The sequence below is a fragment of the Verticiella sediminum genome (assembly GCF_007558815.1).
In the GTDB taxonomy this organism is placed as follows: domain Bacteria; phylum Pseudomonadota; class Gammaproteobacteria; order Burkholderiales; family Burkholderiaceae_B; genus Verticiella; species Verticiella sediminum.
On record NZ_VLTJ01000004.1, the window covers coordinates 128,374 to 147,625 of the forward strand.

At 66.6% G+C, this 19,252-nt stretch carries 17 protein-coding genes; 11 read left to right on the top strand and 6 right to left on the bottom strand.

Going from position 1 to position 19,252, the window contains the following annotated elements; all coding sequences use genetic code 11:
• Positions 1–70: 70 nt before the first annotated feature.
• Positions 71–2,659 carry a TonB-dependent siderophore receptor gene (locus FOZ76_RS02375; protein ID WP_143946525.1) on the top strand — a complete coding sequence of 863 codons (2,589 nt, stop codon included), beginning with the start codon at positions 71–73 and terminating at the stop codon, positions 2,657–2,659.
• 74 nt (positions 2,660–2,733) lie between these two features.
• Here the strand turns inward: FOZ76_RS02375 and FOZ76_RS02380 are convergent, their stop codons facing one another.
• On the bottom strand, positions 2,734–3,681 hold the full coding sequence (locus FOZ76_RS02380) for a LysR family transcriptional regulator (protein WP_143946526.1): 948 nt from the start codon (positions 3,679–3,681) through the stop codon (positions 2,734–2,736).
• Between the two features lie 46 nt (positions 3,682–3,727).
• Positions 3,728–4,639: a LysR family transcriptional regulator gene (locus FOZ76_RS02385; RefSeq protein WP_143946527.1), complete on the bottom strand. Its 912-nt coding sequence runs from the start codon at positions 4,637–4,639 to the stop codon at positions 3,728–3,730.
• Between the two features lie 97 nt (positions 4,640–4,736).
• Here FOZ76_RS02385 and FOZ76_RS02390 point away from each other — a divergent pair, with 97 nt between their 5' ends.
• On the top strand, positions 4,737–5,384 hold the full coding sequence (locus FOZ76_RS02390) for a DsbA family protein (protein WP_143946528.1): 648 nt from the start codon (positions 4,737–4,739) through the stop codon (positions 5,382–5,384).
• Positions 5,385–5,447: 63 nt separating this feature from the next.
• Here the strand turns inward: FOZ76_RS02390 and FOZ76_RS02395 are convergent, their stop codons facing one another.
• Complete coding sequence (locus FOZ76_RS02395; protein WP_143946529.1) at positions 5,448–6,023, bottom strand: YceI family protein; 576 nt, start codon at positions 6,021–6,023, stop codon at positions 5,448–5,450.
• A gap of 350 nt (positions 6,024–6,373) precedes the next feature.
• Here FOZ76_RS02395 and FOZ76_RS02400 point away from each other — a divergent pair, with 350 nt between their 5' ends.
• The 4 genes from FOZ76_RS02400 to FOZ76_RS02415 all read left to right on the top strand — a co-directional run bounded on the left by FOZ76_RS02400 (position 6,374) and on the right by FOZ76_RS02415 (position 11,376).
• Positions 6,374–7,021 carry a TRAP transporter small permease subunit gene (locus tag FOZ76_RS02400; protein ID WP_143946530.1) on the top strand — a complete coding sequence of 216 codons (648 nt, stop codon included), beginning with the start codon at positions 6,374–6,376 and terminating at the stop codon, positions 7,019–7,021.
• A complete protein-coding gene (locus FOZ76_RS02405) occupies positions 7,022–8,704 on the top strand; it encodes a TRAP transporter large permease (RefSeq protein ID WP_143946531.1) in 1,683 nt (560 codons plus the stop codon).
• Positions 8,705–9,073: 369 nt separating this feature from the next.
• A complete protein-coding gene (locus FOZ76_RS02410) occupies positions 9,074–10,048 on the top strand; it encodes a Bug family tripartite tricarboxylate transporter substrate binding protein (RefSeq protein ID WP_143946532.1) in 975 nt (324 codons plus the stop codon).
• A 266-nt stretch (positions 10,049–10,314) separates the two neighbouring features.
• On the top strand, positions 10,315–11,376 hold the full coding sequence (locus FOZ76_RS02415; RefSeq protein ID WP_143946533.1) for a porin: 1,062 nt from the start codon (positions 10,315–10,317) through the stop codon (positions 11,374–11,376).
• A gap of 48 nt (positions 11,377–11,424) precedes the next feature.
• Here the strand turns inward: FOZ76_RS02415 and FOZ76_RS02420 are convergent, their stop codons facing one another.
• Both FOZ76_RS02420 and FOZ76_RS02425 read right to left on the bottom strand, forming a co-directional pair.
• Positions 11,425–13,080, bottom strand: coding sequence for an AMP-binding protein (locus FOZ76_RS02420; RefSeq protein WP_211365951.1), 1,656 nt, complete (start codon positions 13,078–13,080; stop codon positions 11,425–11,427).
• Positions 13,070–13,342, bottom strand: a complete 273-nt coding sequence (locus tag FOZ76_RS02425) for a hypothetical protein (protein ID WP_143946534.1) — start codon at positions 13,340–13,342, stop codon at positions 13,070–13,072. Before FOZ76_RS02425 ends, FOZ76_RS02420 begins: the two co-directional genes overlap by 11 nt.
• A 173-nt stretch (positions 13,343–13,515) precedes the next feature.
• On the opposite strand from FOZ76_RS02425, the gene FOZ76_RS02430 reads away from it, so the two are divergent.
• Genes FOZ76_RS02430 through FOZ76_RS02450 form a run of 5 tightly spaced genes read left to right on the top strand, consistent with a single transcriptional unit; the run spans position 13,516 to position 18,253 of the window.
• Positions 13,516–14,682, top strand: a complete 1,167-nt coding sequence (locus FOZ76_RS02430; protein ID WP_143946601.1) for a thiolase domain-containing protein — start codon at positions 13,516–13,518, stop codon at positions 14,680–14,682.
• Positions 14,683–14,686: 4 nt separating this feature from the next.
• A complete protein-coding gene (locus FOZ76_RS02435) occupies positions 14,687–15,106 on the top strand; it encodes a Zn-ribbon domain-containing OB-fold protein (RefSeq protein ID WP_211365954.1) in 420 nt (139 codons plus the stop codon).
• Positions 15,103–16,278: an acyl-CoA dehydrogenase family protein gene (locus FOZ76_RS02440; RefSeq protein ID WP_143946535.1), complete on the top strand. Its 1,176-nt coding sequence runs from the start codon at positions 15,103–15,105 to the stop codon at positions 16,276–16,278. Before FOZ76_RS02435 ends, FOZ76_RS02440 begins: the two co-directional genes overlap by 4 nt.
• Complete coding sequence (locus FOZ76_RS02445; protein WP_143946536.1) at positions 16,275–17,402, top strand: acyl-CoA dehydrogenase family protein; 1,128 nt, start codon at positions 16,275–16,277, stop codon at positions 17,400–17,402. The genes FOZ76_RS02440 and FOZ76_RS02445 overlap by 4 nt, the downstream gene beginning before the upstream one ends.
• A gap of 2 nt (positions 17,403–17,404) precedes the next feature.
• Positions 17,405–18,253, top strand: a complete 849-nt coding sequence (locus tag FOZ76_RS02450) for a MaoC/PaaZ C-terminal domain-containing protein (protein WP_143946537.1) — start codon at positions 17,405–17,407, stop codon at positions 18,251–18,253.
• Between the two features lie 69 nt (positions 18,254–18,322).
• On the opposite strand, the gene FOZ76_RS02455 is transcribed toward FOZ76_RS02450, so the two are convergent.
• Entirely contained in the window at positions 18,323–19,240 is a 918-nt protein-coding gene (locus FOZ76_RS02455) for an SDR family NAD(P)-dependent oxidoreductase (RefSeq protein WP_143946538.1), read from the bottom strand.
• Between the last annotated feature and the right edge of the window lie 12 nt (positions 19,241–19,252).

Consider the following 19,252-nt stretch of genomic DNA (forward strand, 5'->3'; position numbering starts at 1 on the left):
AGCGTTGGCTTGGCCCCTTTGCGCCGGCTCGCGTGTCCTATGGACATTCACCTCGACTAGGAGTCCCTGGATGTCCCCCGTCCGACCCCATGCGCCGGTTTCGGCGCTGGCCGGCACGCCGCGCCGGCGTGCCGTCTGCCTTGCTCTGCACGTTGTCGCTGCGGCCGGTGCCGCGACCGGCGCCGTTTTGCCCGCCCCGGTCCAGGCCGCGGCGGCGGCCGTGCGCAGCTACGATATTCCCGCCGGACCGCTCGGCGCGGCATTGCAGCGTTTCGCCGCCGCGGCCGGCGTGAGCGTCAGTGCGCCGCCGGAGCTGCTGGAGGGCGTCAGCACGGCCGGTGTGCAGGGGCCGCAGACCGTCCCGGCCGCATTGCAGATCCTGCTGGCGGGCACTGGCCTGGACGCCGTCGCCATCAGCCTGGACGCCTACACGCTGCGGCGCCGCGCGCCCGAGGCCGGCGGCGCGGTCAGCACGCTGGCGGCAATCACCGTGACGGGCAGCAGCGAGGTCACGGAGGACTCGGGCTCGTACCTGGCGCCCGCCACGCGGGCGGCCAACCGCCTGTCCGGCTCGCTGCGCGAAACGCCGCAGTCGGTGACGGTGCTGACGCGCCAGCGCCTGGAGGACATGGGCTCGACCAGTGTGCGCCAGGCGCTGGGCCAGGTCACCGGCGTCTACGCCACCGAGAACGACACCGAGCGCACGAGCTTCTCTTCACGCGGCTACGCCATCTCGAACTACCAGATCGACGGCATCTCGCTGGTGCAGGGCGACGGCTACATCTCGCTCAACCCCGACCCTGCGGTGTATGACCGTATCGACATCGTGCGCGGCGCGACCGGCCTGATGACCGGCGCAGGCGATCCGAGCGGCTCGGTGAACCTGCAGCGCAAGCGACCGACGCGGGACTTCCAGGCCAGCGTGGGCGCCACGCTTGGGCGCTGGGACACGCGTCGCGTCGAGGCCGACCTCTCCGGCCCGATCGCCTTCGACGGCAAGATCCGCGGGCGCCTGGTGGCGGTGCGCGAGAAAGCCGATGCCTTCCGCGATCGCTATACGCTCGACAAGAAGGTGCTGTACGGTGTGCTCGAAGCCGACGTGGGCGAGCGCACCACGGTGTCGGTGGGTTACGACTATCAGGCCCCGCGCACCTACGGCGTCACCTGGGGAACCGTACCCTACTGGATGGCCGACGGCTCGCTCGCCAACCTGCCGCGCAACACCAACTGGTCGCCCGCCTGGGCGTCGTGGGCGCTGGTGCAGAAACAGGCTTTCGGCACCATCGAACACCGCTTCGACAACGGCTGGCAACTCAACGGCGGCTACATCCACGACGTCAAGACGGGTTCGGGCAAGCGCTGGTTCGCCGGTTCGGGCTATCCCAAGGCCGACGGCACGGGCATCAGCGCGTGGACCGGCGGCGGCGCGGAATACGACATCACCACGCAGGCCCTGGACTTGAACGCCAGCGGCCCGGTCGAGCTTTTCGGCCGCCGGCACGAACTCGTCTTCGGCTATACCAGCAGCCGCAGCGTGCAGGACAGCCCGTACTCGGTCATGGACCCCATGCCGCCCAGCTACACGGTGGTGCCGGATTGGCGCAACTTCGACCCCGACATCCCCGAGTACGGCGTCACGGTGTACGACTTCAACCAGTCCGAAACCGAGACCCGCCAGCGCGGCGCCTATGCCGCCGGCCGTTTCAGCCTGGCCGACCCGCTCACCGTCATCGTCGGCGCGCGCCTGAGCAACTGGCGCGCCGAAACCCGCAACTACAACGTGAGCAACGGCGGCAGCTATGCCTCGGCCACCGGCTATTCGGTGGACAACGAACTTACGCCTTATGCCGGCGTGATCCTGGACCTGAACCGGCAGTGGTCGGTGTACGGCAGCTATACCGACATCTTCAAGCCGCAGAACCGGCGCGACGCCGATAACGCCTTCCTCGATCCGGTTACCGGCAATAACGTCGAGCTGGGCCTGAAGGGCGAATTGTTCGAGGGCCGCATGAATGCCGCGTTCGTGGTGTTCGGCGGCAAACAGGACAACCTCGCCGAGCTCGACGACTCGCGCGACCTGGCCCCGGGCAGCTTCGACCCCGCCGACCCGCCCGAGGGCTACGACAGCAGCGGTCACTTCCTGCTGCCGGACGGCTCGCAGCCCTACAAGAGCACCGGCAAGGGCAACAAGGTGCGTGGTTTCGAGGCCGAATTGCAGGGCCAGGTCACCGACAACTGGAACCTTGCGGCCGGCTTCACCTACACCAAGGTGCGCGATGCCGACGGCAACCAGATCCAGGGCAACCGCCCGGTCAGGCTGCTCAGGGTGTGGACCAGCTATCGCCTGCCCGGCGACTGGAACCGCCTGACCGTGGGCGGCGGCGTCACCTGGCAGAGCGCGATCTGGGCCAATGCGTCGCGGCCGACGGGTGCCTTCAATGCGAACGGGACGCCGGTCACGCAGACCGCGCGGATCGAGCAGGGCAGCTTCGCGCTCGTCAACCTGATGGCGCGCTACGATTTCACCGAGAACTTCTCGGCCGCGCTGCACGTGAACAACGTGTTCGACAAGCACTACTACCGCAACGTCGGCTTCTACAATGGCGTGCACTGGGGCGAGCCGCGCACGTGGCTGCTCAGCGCGAAGTATCGATTCTGACCGACGGATCGCCCTGGCGGATCTGGCGCACCCGGTGCAGGGGGCCACGCGCGCGTGGCTCGTGTGCTCCCCGCTCAGGCGTTCGGCAGGCTGAAGGTGTGCGCGCAGGCCACGACCTGTTCGCGCAGCCAGCGGCTGCCGGGGTCGTGCTGGGCGACGTTGTGCCAGTACATCAGCACGTCGAGCCGCGGCGGCTCGAAGCCCATCGTGACGATTTCCAGCCCGGGAGGCAGGTTGAGCAGGTGCGCCATGCGGCCCGGCATCGCGCAGATGAGGTCGGTATCCGCGATCACCGCGGGCGCCGACAGGAAGCTCGACACGGTGGCGACCACGTTGCGGCGTCCGCCCAGATGGGCGATCTGGGCGTCCACCATCTGCGACAACAGCCCCTGCCCCGACGGCGAGACCGAGAGCTGCGGCGTGGCGCAGAACGTCTCCAGGCCGATGGGCGCGGTGCGCCCGTCGCCGCGGCGGCGCATCAGGCAGACGAACATGTCGCTGTACAGGTAGTGCGTGCGCACCAGGTCGCGGGCAGGGTTCGCGGTGCCGAGCTTGAGGTCCACCGTACCATCGGCCAGTTCGGTGTCGTCGCCGATCACGGTCACCGGGCGCAGATCCAGCCGTACGTGGGGCGCGATCGAACGCAGCCGGCGCAGCAGCGGCGCGGCGAAGGTGAGTTGCAGGTAGTCGTTGCAGCCGATCACGAAGTGCCGGTTGCTGTGCGCCGGATCGAAGATGCCGGCATCGAAGAGCAGCCCGCTCATGCGCGCGAGCAGGGTGTCGAGCGTCGGCAGGAGCGCACGCGCGCGCGGCGTGAGCGCCATGTCGTTGCCCACGCGCACCAGCAGCGGGTCGCCGAATTGTGCGCGCAGGCGTTCGAGCATGCGGCTCATGGCCGGTTGCGAGACATCCAGTTGGTCCGCCGCCCGTGTGACGCCCTGGGTGCGCAGCAGGGCGGCAAGGGCCACCACCAGGTTGAGGTCGATGGTGCGCAGTAGCTGGATGTCGTGTTGTGGGCGCATGGGTCCCTCGAAGCCAGGCTTCCGTGTATAGCATGCGCGGCCGGCGCTAGGCGGCGTCGCGCCAGACCGGATCGGCGGGCAGCCAGTCCGCGAGGAATGCGATCAGGCGCGACAGCGCCGCGGGCATGTTGCGGCGTGAGACGTACACCGCATAGAGGCGCATGAGCCGGGGGCGGTAGTGCGGGAACAGCGCGATCAGGCGGCCTTGGGCGATGAGTGGCGCGACGGCGAACCGCGGCTGCTGCGAGATGCCGGCGCCGGCCAGGGTGGCGGCGAGCAGGGCGTCGGATTCGTTGGCGCTCAGGTTGCCCTCGACGGCCACGGCCAGCTCGCCGTCGGGGTGCGTGAAATGCCAAAGCGCGTGGCCGAAGTACTGATAGCCCAGGCAGTTGTGCGCCGTGAGCTCGAGCGGCCCGGCCGGCGTGCCCCGGCTGGCAAGGTAGCCCGGCGCCGCACAGATCACGGAGGCGCAGTCGCCCAGCGGACGGGCGATCAGCCCGGGCGCGGGCTCGCGGGTGATGCGCAAGGCGAGGTCGATGCGCTCCTCGACCAGGTTGACGGTGGCGTTGGACACCTGCAGGTCGATGCGCACCCGCGGGTGACGGCGCTGGAAGTCGGCGATGGCGCGGGCCAGCACGCGAGCCGCCAGCATGCGCGGGCAGGTGATGCGCAGCAGGCCCTGCAGTTGGCCATCGCCCGCAGGCTGGGTTTCCGGCAGCGGCACGTCGTTCGCCAGCGCGAGCAGGCCTTTGCAGCGCGCGAGCGTGGCTTCGCCCGCGCCGGTCAGCCCGATGCGGCGTGTGGTGCGATGCAGCAGGCGTGCGCCCGCCCAGGATTCCAGGTGCGCGAGATGGCGCGTGACCATGGCGCGCGACATGTCCAGCGCGTGGGCCGCCGCCGACAGGCTGCCGTGCTCCACGATGGCGACGAAGACGCGGACCGATTCCAGCCTATCCATTTGATCAAAATATGCAACAAATAGTTGCATGTTATCGGGTTTTTGTATCAGTTTCTGTAACGTATGCTGGCGCACGACGTTACGCTGCGGAGCCAGCATGGCTTCCCCTGTCCTGCACTACATCTACGATCCTTATTGCGGTTGGTGCTATGCAGCGGCCCCGTTACTCGCCGAGGCGCATACCTTGCCTGGCCTGGAGCTTGTGCTGCACTGCGGCGGCATGCTCACCGGGCCTACGCGTCGGCAGGTCGACCGCGCCTGGCGCGAATATGTGCTGCCGCACGACCAGCACATCGCCCGGCTCACCGGCCAGCGCTTCGGCGACGGCTATTTCACCGGCTTGCTGTACGACGAGGGGGCTGTGCTGGATTCCGCGCCGCCCGCGGCGGCCGTGCTGGCGGCGACGACGCTGGGGCGCGGCCACGACATGCTGGCCGCCGTGCAGCGCGCGCATTTCGTCGACGGGCAGCGGGTTGCGGCGCCCGGCGTGCTGGCCGAGATCGCCTGCATGCTGGGCCTGGACCCGGATGCCTACGCGGCGGCCTACGAGGACATGGCGGGCGTGCCCGTTATCGCCCATATCGCCGAAGCGCGCGCCCGGCTCGCCGCAGCGGGCGGCCAGGGCTTTCCGTGCGCGGTGCTGGCCGTGACGGGCCGGCCCGAGCGGCTGTTGCAGCTCGGGCCCTTCCTCGGCCGTCCCGAAGCCTGGCGCGACTACCTGGCGGCGTGCGCCGCGCAAAGATAGCCCGGACGGCGGCACAAGGCCGCTCGCCGGGAGAGCCGCGTCCGCTCGTTCGACGGACGACGTTCAGGGCTCGCGCAGGGCCTCGACCTGGATGCGCAGCTCCACGTCGGGCTTGAAGCCCATGTCCAGCCCGAAGTTCAGCCCGAAGTCACCCCGGTCGAACTTGGCGCGCGCGTCGGCGCCGCACACTTCGACCTTCTCCATCGGGTGCTGCATGCACTTGAAGGACTCGATCTCGAGCTTGAGCGGCCTGGTCACGCCGCGCAGCGTGAATTCGCCCTCGACTTCCTCGGGTTCGTCACCATCGAAGTCGCTGAAGCGGCCCTTGTAGGTGGCGGTGGGAAACTGCTTGGCGTCGAACATCTCGGCGCCCTGGGCGTGCTGATTGAGTTCGTCGTTGCCGAAATCGATCGAGCTGATGTCGATCTCGATCTGCACCGTGCCTTCCTTCGCCTCGCGATCGAGCACGACGCTGCCTTGCGATCGGTTGAACTTGCCGCGCCAGACCGACAGGCCGCCCAGGTGGTCCGCCTCGAAGCTGGGATAAGTGTGCTGCGGGTCGATCTTGTAGGTGACGGGCGCGGCCGCGGCGGTGCCGGCAAAGGTGGCGAACAGGACGCAGAGCAGGGTCTTCTTCATGAGGAGTTCCGTAAAAAGTTCGACTGCGGCTCGCAGCAAATCGCGCACCCGGCGGGCCGGCCGCAAGCCCGCTGGCGGCGCAGGAGGGGGCGAGGCCGGCCCGCCCCGCCGGGCACCGGTACCGGCCCCGGCGGGGGGCCAGCGCCGGCGCCAGCGGCAAAAGAGCGTCACCGCCCGTGTCTATAATTGTCGCCCGTCCGCACCGCTTCGGGTACTAACCCGGGCAATCCCTAGGCGCGTCGAATTGCGCTTATCGGTATCCTGCGCTGTTATCCGCCGGCCGCTTACGCTGGTGGCCGAGTCGCGATCCGATCCGGTCATGTTGCAGCTGGTTACCTTCAGGAGTCTTCATGCGATCCCTCTTAGCGTTATCGCGCCTGATCGACGCGATCAACGAACGCGTGGGCCAGGCCGTCATGTGGGTCACGCTCATCGTCGTCTTCATCAGTGCCGGCAACGCGGTCGTGCGCAAGGTCTGGCATACCAGTTCCAACGCATGGCTCGAAGTGCAGTGGTACCTGTTCGGCGCGATCTTCCTGCTCGCGGCAGGCTATACCCTGCTGCGCAACGAGCACGTACGGGTCGACATCCTCGCAAGCAAGCTCAGCCAGCGCAAGCAGATCTACATCGAGATCTTCGGCGTGCTGTTCTTCCTCCTGCCGATGGCGATCTGGATCATGTGGCTGTCCTGGCCCATGTTCATGGATTCCTATCTCACCAATGAGCAGTCTTCCAACGCGGGGGGCCTGGTGCGCTGGCCCGTGAAGCTGCTCATCCCGGTCGGCTTCTTCCTGCTCGTCCTGGCGGGGATCTCCCACCTCATCAAGTGCATCGGCTTCCTGGCGGGGCGGTGCCCCGACCCGCGCGACCGCGGCGATGGTCCGACCGCCGAAGAAGTGCTGGCGGCCGAGATCGCCCGCGAGGCCGCCGAGCGCGGCACGGGCGCCCCTGTGGACGCCATCGCCGTCACCGACACCACCCGCCAAGGCAGTCGCTAAATGGAATTCATCGCCGCAAACCTTGCCCCGGTCATGTTCGGGGTGCTCGTGTGCTTCCTGTTGCTCGGCTTTCCGGTGGCCTTCGCGCTGGCGGCCAACGGGATTCTCTTCGGCCTGGTGGGCATCGAGCTGGGCATGCTGACGCCGGCGCTGTTCCAGGCCCTGCCGCAGCGCGTCTTCGGCATCATCACCAACGACACGCTGCTGGCGGTGCCGTTCTTCACCCTGATGGGGCTGATCCTCGAGCGTTCCGGCATGGCCGAGGATCTGCTCGAGACCATCGGCCAGCTCTTCGGCCCGCTGCGCGGCGGCCTGGCGATCGCGGTGGTGCTGGTCGGCGCCATGCTGGCGGCGACCACCGGCGTGGTGTCGGCCTCGGTCATCTCGATGGGCCTGATCTCGCTGCCCATCATGTTGCGCTACGGCTACGACCGGCGGCTCGCGAGCGGGGTCATCGCGGCCTCGGGCACGTTGTCGCAGATCATCCCGCCCTCGCTGGTGCTCATCATCCTGGCCGACCAGCTCGGCCGCTCGATCGGCGACATGTACCGCGGCGCCATCCTGCCGGGCTTCATCCTGGCCGGCCTGTACATCGTCTACATCGTGATCGTGGCCTACCTCAAGCCACAGGCGGCGCCCGCGATGCCGGCCGAGGCGAGGGCCTTTCGCGAGCCCAACGGCGCCTCGGGCAACCGTTCGCTGATCGTGCTGATGCTGGTCTCGGTGGCCATTGCCTACGTCTTCAGCCGCTTCGAGTTCGACGACACCACGCCGGTCGACGAGGTCATCGTGGTCAGCCTGCTGGTATGGGGTGTGACTGCCTTCGTCATCGCCGGCGTGAACCGGATCTTCAAGCTGGGCCTGCTTTCGCAGATCGCCGAGCGCGTGACCTTCGTGATGATCCCGCCGCTGGCGCTGATCTTCCTCGTGCTCGGCACCATCTTCATCGGCGTGGCCACGCCCACCGAGGGCGGCGCCATGGGCGCGGTCGGCGCGCTGCTGATGGCGATGGCGCGTCGCCGCATGACCTGGTCTCTGCTCAAGCAGGCCATGGACACCACGACCAAGCTCACCTGCTTCGTGGTGTTCATCCTGGTCGGCTCCACGGTGTTCGGCCTGACCTTCCGCGCGGTGGACGGCGATCTCTGGGTCGAGCACCTGCTCATCGACCTGCCGGGCGGCGAATGGGGCTTCCTGATCGTCGTCAGCGTCATGACCTTCCTGCTGGCGTTCTTCCTGGATTTCTTCGAGCTCGCCTTCATCATCGTGCCGTTGCTCGGTCCGGTGGCCGACAAGATGGGCATCGACCTGATCTGGTTCGGCGTGCTGCTGGCGGTCAACATGCAGACCTCGTTCATGCACCCGCCGTTCGGCTTCGCGCTGTTCTACCTGCGCTCGGTGGCGCCCAAGAAGGACTACATCGACAAGATCACCCACAAGAAGATCGACAAGGTCACTACCGGCCAGATCTACTGGGGCTCGGTGCCGTTCATCTGCATCCAGCTCTTCATGGTGGCGGTGGTCATGCTGTTCCCCCGCCTGGTGACGCACTACAAGGACGACCTGTCGCAGGTCGATCCGGACACCGTGCAGATCAACCTGGACAGCTCCTACGGCACCGATTCGTACGGCTATGGGTCCGGCAGCGACAACGACAACAACCTGATGGACAGCTTCCGCTGATCTTGGGTCGCGGGGTTCACCAGCCCCGCCGCCGGATGCCGCGGTTGTGCGCTTGCGCAGCCCGGAAACGACGAACCCCCTGTCTCTCGCGAGCAGGGGGTTCGTCGTTTTGCGCTGACTGAACACGCCGCGCCTGTCCTACGCCGGTCCAGCAGTGCCGGCACGCTTCCCGCATTCTGTCATTCGGCTGTCATTAGGGTCACCCATTGATGTGCGGTGCCTGGCGTCATTGTGCCGAGAAAAACCATTCCATGGCGCAAACCCTTGACAGCCTGCGCGGACTCCATGGAAAATGGGTCATCCATTAACGAGCCGAGACAAGGCAGGGATGGAGAGGGACGGTGACAAGCACAAAAAAAGGAGACCAACTTGAACCCCTTCAAGCGGACCGTCGAGGCGGCGTTGTTGCTGCTAGCACTGGCCGGTACGACCGTTGCATCGGCGGCATATCCGGAGCGTCCGGTCCGGCTCATCGTGCCGTTCGCCGCTGGCGGCGGGACGGATGCATGGGCGAGATTGTTCGCGGCCAGGCTCGGCACCGAACTCGGCCAGTCTGTCCTCGTCGAGAACCGGCCTGGCGCAAATACGCAGGTCGGTGCGACGGCCGTCGCCAACGCTGAGCCTGACGGCTATACGCTGCTGTTCACGACGAGCACGCATATCCAGATCCCGTCGCTGGTACGCACGCTTCCCTACGATGTCATCAATGATTTCGCGCCTGTCGCGCAACTGGGCGCGACCGGGCTGATCTTTGCCGTCAATCCCCAGGTGAAGGCCGCCAATATGGGTGAGTTTCTGGCTGAAGCAAGAGCCGCAAAGAACTGGTCCGTAGGCACATATGCCGCGGGATCGGCAGGCGCCGTCTTCAGCCAGGCGATCTTGAAGGACGAAGGGCTGGATATACCGGTGATCGTCTACAAAGGCGAAGCCCCCGCCATTACCGACGTCGTGGGCGGCCAGACTCAGGGCGGTTTCTTCTCGGTGCCGAGTGTCAAGTCGTTGGCTCAGGCGGGCAAGCTCAAGCCTATCGGTAATCTGTCCGCCACTCGTAGCCCATCGTTCCCGAATGTTCCCACCCTGCTCGAACAGGGGTTCTCAACGTATCGATGGCCCGGCACCTGGCTCGGAGTGTTCGCACCTGCCAGGACTCCTGAAGCCGTGCTCGAACGTCTGACACTGGCGACGCAAGCCGTAGCGCAGAACGCGGATTTCCGCACTGAGTGGGCTGACCGTGATGTCGTGGTCAATTGGCGTGGCCCCGAGCCGTTCCGGCAAGAGATCCTGGCAGACATGAAGACCTGGGACGACTTGGTGCATGCCCTGGACATCAAGCCAGAGCAATGAATGCCTGGTCGAAGCGCTCGCGCGTCTCACCGGCACGCGGCCGCGCTCAGCCACGGGGCTGAATGACGTGATTGCACTCCCCTGAGCGTTGGATGATCCGAAGCCTTTCGGGGCCGGAGTGCGCATCGTTCATCTACTGATCACCGACTCGGCCGGCAGCAAGCTCGGCCGGGGCGGGACGGTTCGCCCGCGCCGAATGTCGGGCTCAAAAACAAAAGGAGACACTTGGCGCCGCCCGCAGCCGCGGGCCGGCCCAGGCCACCATCATGACGATCAAGAAAATCCTCCTGTGCGCTGTCGTTGCAGGGTCTTCAGGGCCAGCCCTGGCGACGGCGCAGAGCAGCGTCACACTGTACGGACTGGTCGATGTCAATATCGAATCCTTCGACAACGCTCCTGGCGGGCGAAGCACGGGGATGCGTTCCGGAGGGCAAAGCGGCACCCGCTGGGGCCTGCGCGGCAGCGAAGACCTCGGCAACGGATTGAAAGCCGTCTTTCAGTTGGAGAGCGGTTTCAGCATACGTTCCGGCCAGGGCGACGCCAGCCTGTTTCAGCGTACGGCCGCCGCGGGTCTGGCGGGAAGCTGGGGAGAGCTGACTTTCGGCCGTCAGTACACTTCGTCGTTCCTGCTCGCAACGCCGTTCGATCCGCTGGGGTTCTCGCCCCAGTATTCGCCCAGCGGCCGGCTCGTGCCGGTACGGGCGGACAATGCCGTTCGCTATTCCGGCCGTTTCGGCGGAGTTCGGGTCATGGGCTACTACGCCTTTCGAAACCAGGCCGACCAGATCTCGGCAAACGCGAGCCCGACAGGATCGGCAGGCGCCGCCGCGAGCTATGATTCCGGCGTCTGGGGTGCCGTCGCCGCATACGACCTTGTGCGCGGCCCGGTCAACAGCGCCGTGGGCGACACCGACAATTATCTCGTCGGCGCCCATGCGCGGCTCGGCGACGCCACCTTGCGCGCCATGTACCGATATCGCACGGTGGAGCAGGTGGCGGACAGCGACATCAAGAGCCATATGTACGCGCTCGCCTTCGCTTACGACGTGACCCCGGCCGCAACCGCCGAGCTCGCCTACTACCGGGAGAAATTTCGTTCCCGCCCCGCGGGATACCTTGGCACCACCGACGATACCTGGCAGCAGTACGTGCTGCGCGGCACCTACAAACTGAGCAAGCGGACCAATCTGTATGCTCTGGCGGCCCATGCCAGGAACGGTGCCCTGAACCTCGGTTCGCATGGCGAGGCTGGAGGCCCGCCTTATACTCTGGCCGCCGGAAAGACCCATCAAACGGGGCTGGCCATCGGCATGCGGCACGCGTTCTGAGGCCGAGCGGTGATGGCGGGGGCGCGCAGCCCCCGTCCCATCCGTGATTCAATCCTGCGCCTGGTTGCGCGACGGCTTCTCGAAAGGCTCCGGCGCGAGGCCACGCAGGCTGATCTGCTCGCGCAGCACGTACTTCTGGATCTTTCCGGAGCTGGTCGTCGGAAAGGCATCCACGTAGTACCAGCGCACCGGCAATTTGTAGGCAGCCAGTCTGGCGCGGCAGTGTTCATACAGTTGCGACGCAGATGGACGTGCAAGGCCTGGTTCGAGTTTGACCACGGCGGCGACGACCTCGCCCCATTGGGTATCGGCTTCGCCGACGACTTGCGCATCCTGCACGGCGGCATGCTGTCGGAGCACTTCCTCGATCTCCATCGGATAGATGTTCTCTCCGCCACGGATGACGCAATCCTTGAGCCGACCGGTGATGCGCAGATACCCTTCATGGTCCATGGCGGCCACGTCGCCCGTACGCAGCCAGCCATCGGCGGTGACGGCGTCTTCCACGCCGGGCGGCAACGAGAAGTAGCCGTGCATGACCTGATAGCCGCGCACCCAGATTTCGCCCGGCTCGCCGACGGGACGTACCGCGCCATTGGCTGGGTCCGCGACTTTGAGTTCCGCGCGCGGCGTCGGGCGGCCGATACTGGTGGTCTGGCGCTCCAGCGTGTCGTCGGGCGAGGTCTGGCATATCACGCCGTTGGCTTCGGTCTGCCCGTACGTGATGGTGAAGCGGCTGCCCAACTCTTCGCGCGCGCGCCGCACCAGCCAGTCTGGCACCAGGGAGCCGCCGCTCATGAGCGTGCGTAGAGAGCGCAGGTCGCGCCGCGAGCGGTCGGGGTGCTCGAGCATGCGTATCACCATGGTCGGGACGCCATGGATGTGGTTGACTCGTTCGCTTTCGACGATGCGCAGCATGTCGCCGGCATCGAACTGCGGCTGCAGCACGAAGGTACCGCGCGAGGTCAGCGCGCCCAGGTGGCTGCCTGCGCTGCCGCCGACGTGGAACAGCGGCATTGCCGTGGCCCATACGCCGCCATTGGGAAACCCGGCGCGCTGCGCCGCGAAGCGGGACGCATTGACCAGACCCAGGTGATGCAACAACGCTCCCTTGGGCTTGCCTGTGGTGCCCGAGGTGAACTGGATCTGCGCCACGTCGGTGGGCGAGACCCGGGGCAGGGGAATGCTCGGCAGGCTTTGCGCGATGAAGTCGTCCCAGCGTGCGAGGTCATAGCATTCGCGCAGCGCGGGCAGTCGGGCACGCAGTTGTCCGACCAGGTGCGCCACGTCCACACCCCGGTAGTCATGCACATGGAACAGGCCGACTGCTCCGGAGCTCGACAGCACGTGATGCACCTCTTCTCCGAGATACGCCGGGTTCACGGTGACCAGCACCAGGCCGGCCATGGCCGCTCCGTGCTGCAGCAGCACCCATTCGGCGCAGTTCGGCGCCCACACGGCCACCTTCTCTCCAGGCTGGAAGTGACGCAACAACGCGCGTGCCGAGCGCTCGGCAGCGGCCAGCAGCTCAGCATAGGTCCAGCGCCGGGTGGCCAGAGGCGGCCGCGGCGCTTCCACGAAGGCGGTGCGATGGGGCACTTCGGCGGCGAGCTGCCGCAACAGGTCGCCGATGGTGATGTCGATCAGAGGTTGATCGACATCACCCGGCCAATAGGATTCGGTGAGGCAGATGTCAGACGGCATGCGCGCACGGCTGCTGAGCCGCCTCCACCTCAGCGTTGCAGACGATCCGCGCGTCCACCGTCACCACCCGGCCATGGGAGACGACCAGGGGAGTCATGTCTTTTGCGATGCCCACGCTTTCGACGGCCGCGCGATGCACGTGCGCGGCATCGCGCGGTGCTGCGATGACGGCGCAGACCACGCTGCGTGGCTCGAGCAAGGGGCGCAGACCGCTCGCGTTGTACAGGTTGCGACTGAGGTTCATGGGTACGGGAACGGTCATTGACAGTAATCGATTAATGGGTGACCCATTTAGACGCAGCCATTATGAGCGAGCCGAAAACAGGCGTCAACCGTGTGCCGGGAAACCATTCCGGAATTTGGCTTGTGGTTGCCGATGTTCTAGAATGGATGACCCAAATAATCAATGACACGAGACGAAGGGATGGTGGACAATTGAGCAACCATGGAAAAGCCTATCTGGTGGGGGCTTACGAGCACCCCACCCGCGAAGCGAGTGACAAATCGCTTGCACAGCTTCACGCGGAAGTGGCCAAGGGTGCGCTCGATGACGCGGGCCTGACGCACCGCGACGTCGACGGGTTCTTTTGCGCCACAGACGCACCGGGCCTGGGGCCCATGTCGATGATCGACTACCTGGGGTTGCGAGTGCGCCATCTGGATTCGACCGATATCGGGGGCGCGTCCTACCTGGCGCACGTGAACCACGCGGCGCAGGCCATCGCACTGGGCAAGTGCGATGTCGCGCTCGTTACGCTGGCGGGCAAACCCCGCTCCAGTGGCTGGAGCGGCACCCAGGCCCGCACTTTTGGCGACGAAGCGCCTGATGCGGCGTTCGAATATGCCTACGGCATGGGTACCGCGAATGTGTATGCCATGTCCGCCAAGCGGCATATGTACGAATACGGCACCACCAGCGAGCAGCTTGCGTGGGTCAAGGTGGCCGCCTCGCATCACGCCCAGCACAATCCGCACGCCATGCTGCGCGACGTGGTGACGGTCGAAGACGTCGTCAACTCGAGAATGGTGGCCGATCCCCTGCACAAGCTGGACTGCTGCGTGGTCAGCGACGGCGGCGGTGCGGTGGTGCTGGCGCGGCCCGAGATCGCGCGTGAGCTCAAGCGCCCGCGCGTCAAGCTCATCGGCGCCGGCGAGTCCCTGAAGGGGCTGGACGGCGGCGATATCGACGTCACCTACACCGGCGCCGTGTGGAGCGGTCCACGCGCCTTCGAGGAAGCCGGCGTCAAACCGGCCGATATCCAGTACGCCTCCATCTACGACAGCTTCACCATCACCGTGCTGCTGCAGCTCGAGGACCTGGGTTTCTGCCGCAAGGGGGAGGGCGGCAGGTTCGTGGCCGACGGCGGTCTGATCTCTGGCGTGGGCAAGCTGCCGTTCAACACCGACGGCGGCGGCCTGTGCAACAACCATCCACGAAACCGGGGCGGCATGACCAAGATCATTGAAGCCGTGCGCCAACTGCGTGGAGAGGCCCATCCGGCCGTTCAGGTGCCCAACTGCCAATTGGCGTTGGCCCAGGGCCTGGGCGGCTTCCTGGCCGGCCGCCACGGCAGCGCCACCTTGATCATGGAAAGGGAGTGATTCAATGACGACCATCGCCCAGGGCCGCGAACTGCATCCGCCGGCCATCACGCCGGAGACGAAGCCCTTCTTCGACGCGGCCGCGCGCGGCGTGCTGATGCTCAAGTACTGCGACGACTGCCAGCGTCACCACCACTATCCGCGGGCGCTCTGCCCGCATTGCTTCAGCGAGCGCACCCGCTGGACCGAGGCCAGCGGCAATGGCCGCATCTACACCTTCAGCGTATTGCGGGCCGGCACGCCGACCCCGTTCGCGCTCGCCTACGTGCAACTCGAGGAAGGCCCGCGCATGATGACCAACGTGGTCGACTGCGACCTCGATGCACTGGACATCGACCAGCCGGTGCGCGTGGTCTTCAAGCCCACGACCAACGGCACGATGATCCCGATGTTCACCCCGACGATGGCAGGCGCTGCGACATGACGCGGGAAAGCGCAACCTTGCAGGCGCTGCGCGCCGAGATCCGCGCCTTTCTCGACGCGGAACTGGATCCCGACCTGCGCGCGCGCCTGCGCCGTGGCGAGTTTCCGAAGCGTTCCGATCTCGTGAACTGGCAACGCAAGTTGCATCAGCGCGGCTGGGGTGCGCCCAACTGGCCTTCCGAGTTCGGCGGCACCGGCTGGAACGATTTCGAGCAACTGGTGTTTCTGGAGGAATGTTCCGCGGTGTGTGCTCCCGCGCCCCACGTCTTCAACATCACCATGCTGGGGCCCGTGCTCATCCGGTTTGGCGCGCCGGCGCAGCGAGACGAATGGCTGCCGCGCCTGCTGTCTGCCGACGTGCTGTTCTGCCAGGGCTTCTCCGAACCCGGCTCGGGCTCCGACCTCGCCTCCTTGCGCACCTCTGCGAAACGCGACGGCGAAGACTACGTGGTCAACGGCCAGAAGATCTGGACCACCGCTGCACACTACGCCGACTGGATCTTCTGCCTCGTGCGCACCGATCCGCAGGCGAAGAAGCAGAAGGGCATCTCCTTCCTGCTGATCGATCTGAAGTCTCCCGGCATCACCGTGCGGCCCATCATCTCGATCGATGGACGCCACAGCCTGAACGAGGTGTTCTTCGACAATGTGCGCGTGCCCGCCGGCCAACGGGTGGGCGAAGAGAATCACGGCTGGGACTACGCGCGCTTTCTCCTGGGCAACGAACGCGCGAGCATCGCCGGCGTGGCCCGTTCGCGCGAGCGTCTGCGCTATGCGCGGGAGCTGGCGGGCGCCGCCGCACGAGGCGACGGAGGCACGCTGGCCGATGACCCATGGTTTCAGGCGCGTGTTCTGCGCCTGGAGGCAGACCTGGAAGCTCTGGACCGCACACAGTACCGCATGCTGGGCGACGGCGACCCGGCGGGCCGCGTGGCGGGCGCCTCCGTACTCAAGGTCAAGGGGACCGAGCTATTTCAGCGCGTGCAGGACCTGCTGGTGGAGATCAGCGGCACCGCCGGCTTGCGGTTGCCGGATGCGCATGGCTTCGGCCCCGACGTGCGCGAACCGCTGGGCGTAGCCCATCTCTACTCTCGCGCCGCTTCCATCTACGGCGGCACCAACGAAGTGCAGAAGAACATTCTGGCCAAGCACGTTTTCGATACCACGCCATGACTACACTTTCCACAGAAGACAGTGCGTCGCTGGGCGAGGCACTGCAGCGGATGCTGCGGGACCGCTATGGCTTCGCCGACGCCCGCCGCCGAGATATCGCCACCCCGGCCGATGCGCTGCCCCGGGTCTGGGCCTGGTTGGTTGAACTGGGGCTGACTGGCCTGGTCGTGCCGCAAGCACAGGGCGGTTTCAGCGGCGGGGTGGCCGACCTGCAACGCGTGCAGCGTGAACTCGGCCGCGCGCTGGTGGTTGCGCCATGGCTGGGCGTGGCGCTGGGCGCGCAGGTCATCCGGCACGCGGGAACCCCGACGCAGCAGGCGGCATGGCTGGGTGGGCTCGCCGATGGCAGCATGACCATTGCGTTGGCGCGCGACGACACGCCGGCGCCGGGACACGCATCGGCACCCACGCTCGCGCTCGCGTCGGATGGCGGCTGGCGCATCGATGGCCGCAAGGCCAACGTGCTCCACGCCGCGGCAGTGAGCCACCTGCTGGTGTCCGCTCGCCTGCCCGATGGCGCGCAAGCCTGGTTCCGGGTGGAGGCCACGCAGACCGGCATCGAGCGTCAGCCGCACCGGCTGGTGGACCAGTCGTGGTGTGCCGATGTCGTGTTCAAGAACGCGGCGGCCGAGCGGCTAGATGCACCCTTGTCGGGCGAGGGGCGCGCCGCCCTGAGCAGCCAATTGCGCACGGTCGAGATCGCGGCCTATTGCGCCGAAATGGCGGGCGGTGCCCAGGCCGCGCTGGATCTGACTGCGCAGTACCTGCGCACGCGCCAGCAGTTCGGCCAGCCGCTCGCCGACTACCAGGCCTTGCGCCACCGTATCGCAGAGATGTACATCGCCATGGAGCAGTTGCGCAGCGCCGAGGAGCTTGCGCTCGCAGCCACCGAATTCGATGACACCGTTACCCGGGAGCGCCTCGCCGCGCAGGCCCAACTGGTGGGATGCGAGTCCGCCACCTGGATCCAACGGCAGGCCATTCAGTTGCACGGCGGCATGGGCATGACCGAGGCGTTCGCCGTGGGACATCACTACCGGCGCCAGTTGGTCATCAACGCGCTGACGGGCGGTGAGCCCGCCGCCGTGGCCGTCCTGGCACGCCTGGCTCCGGAGGCGGCCTGATCATGGCGATGGACCCCGATCGCCTGAAGGCGCTCGTGTTGCCGCAGACGGAGCAGCACTATGACGCGCGCGACACCATGTTCCACGCCTTGAGCGTCGGCTTCAGCCCCGACGATGCGCGCGAACTGGACTTCGTCTACGAGCGGGCATTGAAGGCGGCACCCTCGCTGGCGCTGACCTTGTGCTTTCGCTCGCTGTCCACCATGGACATCGGGGTGGACTACCGCAAGGTGGTGCACGCGGCGCAGGCGCTGCACCTGCATGCGGCACTGCCCGCCAGTGCCACCGTCTTGTGCAAGACGCGCATTGCCGAGGTCTGGGACCTGGGCGCCGCGAAAGGTGCGCTGCTCGAGCTGGACCGAGAACTGCACGACAAGGCCAGCGGTGTACTCCTCGCCACGACCCGGATGTCCGCCCTATGCCGGGGCGACGGCGGCTTCGGCGGCGACGCACCGCCCGCGCGCGCCGCGTGGGAGGTCACGGGGAAGGCCGACCATGTGTTCATCTGGCAGACCATGTCCGGGCAAGCCGCGTTCTACCGCCTGCAGGGCGACATGAATCCCCTGCACATCGACCCCGAGCGTGCGCGCGCCGTGGGCTTCGAGCGCCCCATCCTGCACGGCCTGGCCACCTTCGCCGGCTGCGTGCGGGCCATTCTCGCCACCGCGCTGGGTCACGAGCCTGCACGGCTGCGTTCGGTACAAGGCCGCTTCAGCGCACCGTTCTTTCCCGGCGAAGCGCTGCAAGTGGAAATCTGGGACACTGGCGCCGGCACGCTGGCGTTCCAGGCGCGCAGCCGGGAACGTGATCTGCTCGTGATCCGGGACGGTGTGGCGCACGCCCATCGCTGAGCCTGCCTGCACAGACAACGACGGCCGGGTGAACCCGGCCGTTGTCATGTCTTCACAGGGGTCGAACGATCAGATCGGATCCCAAGGAATCAACTGCGAACTGCTTTGCACCGACATGAAGCTGCCCTGCAGCGCAGGCATGGCGTGTTCGGCGATGGATTCCGGCGTCCAGCCCTCACTGCGGTGCACACTGCGCAGCATGCGCGATTGCCCCATCAGGTAGATTTCGTGCAGACGCACGCCGAAAATCTGCGCGTTGACGTGCCTGGCGGCATCGGAAGCCAGGTACACGGCCAGCGGCGCATTCTTGTCCGGCGTCATGCGCTTCAGTTTTTCCACCAGGGCCTTCTTCTCCGGCGAATCCTCTGGAATCGAACTGGTCATGCGGCTCCAGGCGATCGGTGCAATGCAGTTGGAGCGTACGTTGTAGCGGCCCATGTCCAGCGCGATGACCTTGGACAACGCCGTAATGCCCAGTTTGGCTGCTGAATAGTTGGCCTGGCCTACCATGCCCGCCAGCCCTGAGCCGCTGGTCATGTGCACGTAGGCGCCGCTCTCCTGCCGGCGGAAGTGCTCGGCTGCCGCGCGGCTGACGTTGAAGGTGCCGTGCAGGTGCACGTCGATCACGGCGCGCCAGTCGTTCGGGTCCATCTTGTGGAAGATCGAATCGCGCAGAATGCCGGCGTTGTTGACCACGATGTCGATGCGGCTGAAGTTGTCCAGCGCACACTGCACGATCTTCTGCGCGCCGTCCCACTCCGCCACGCTGTCGGTGTTGATCGCGGCACGGCCGCCCGTTGCCTCGATCAACGCTTTGGTTTCATTCGCCGGACTGCCGGAGGCGCCTTCACCGTGCAGCGAGGCGCCGACATCGTTGATCACCACGGATGCGCCGGCCTCGGCCATGGCAATGGCCACGGCGCGGCCGATGCCGCCCCCGGACCCTGTGACGACGGCGACTTTTCCAGACAGAGCCACGCTAGCCATATATGACGCCTC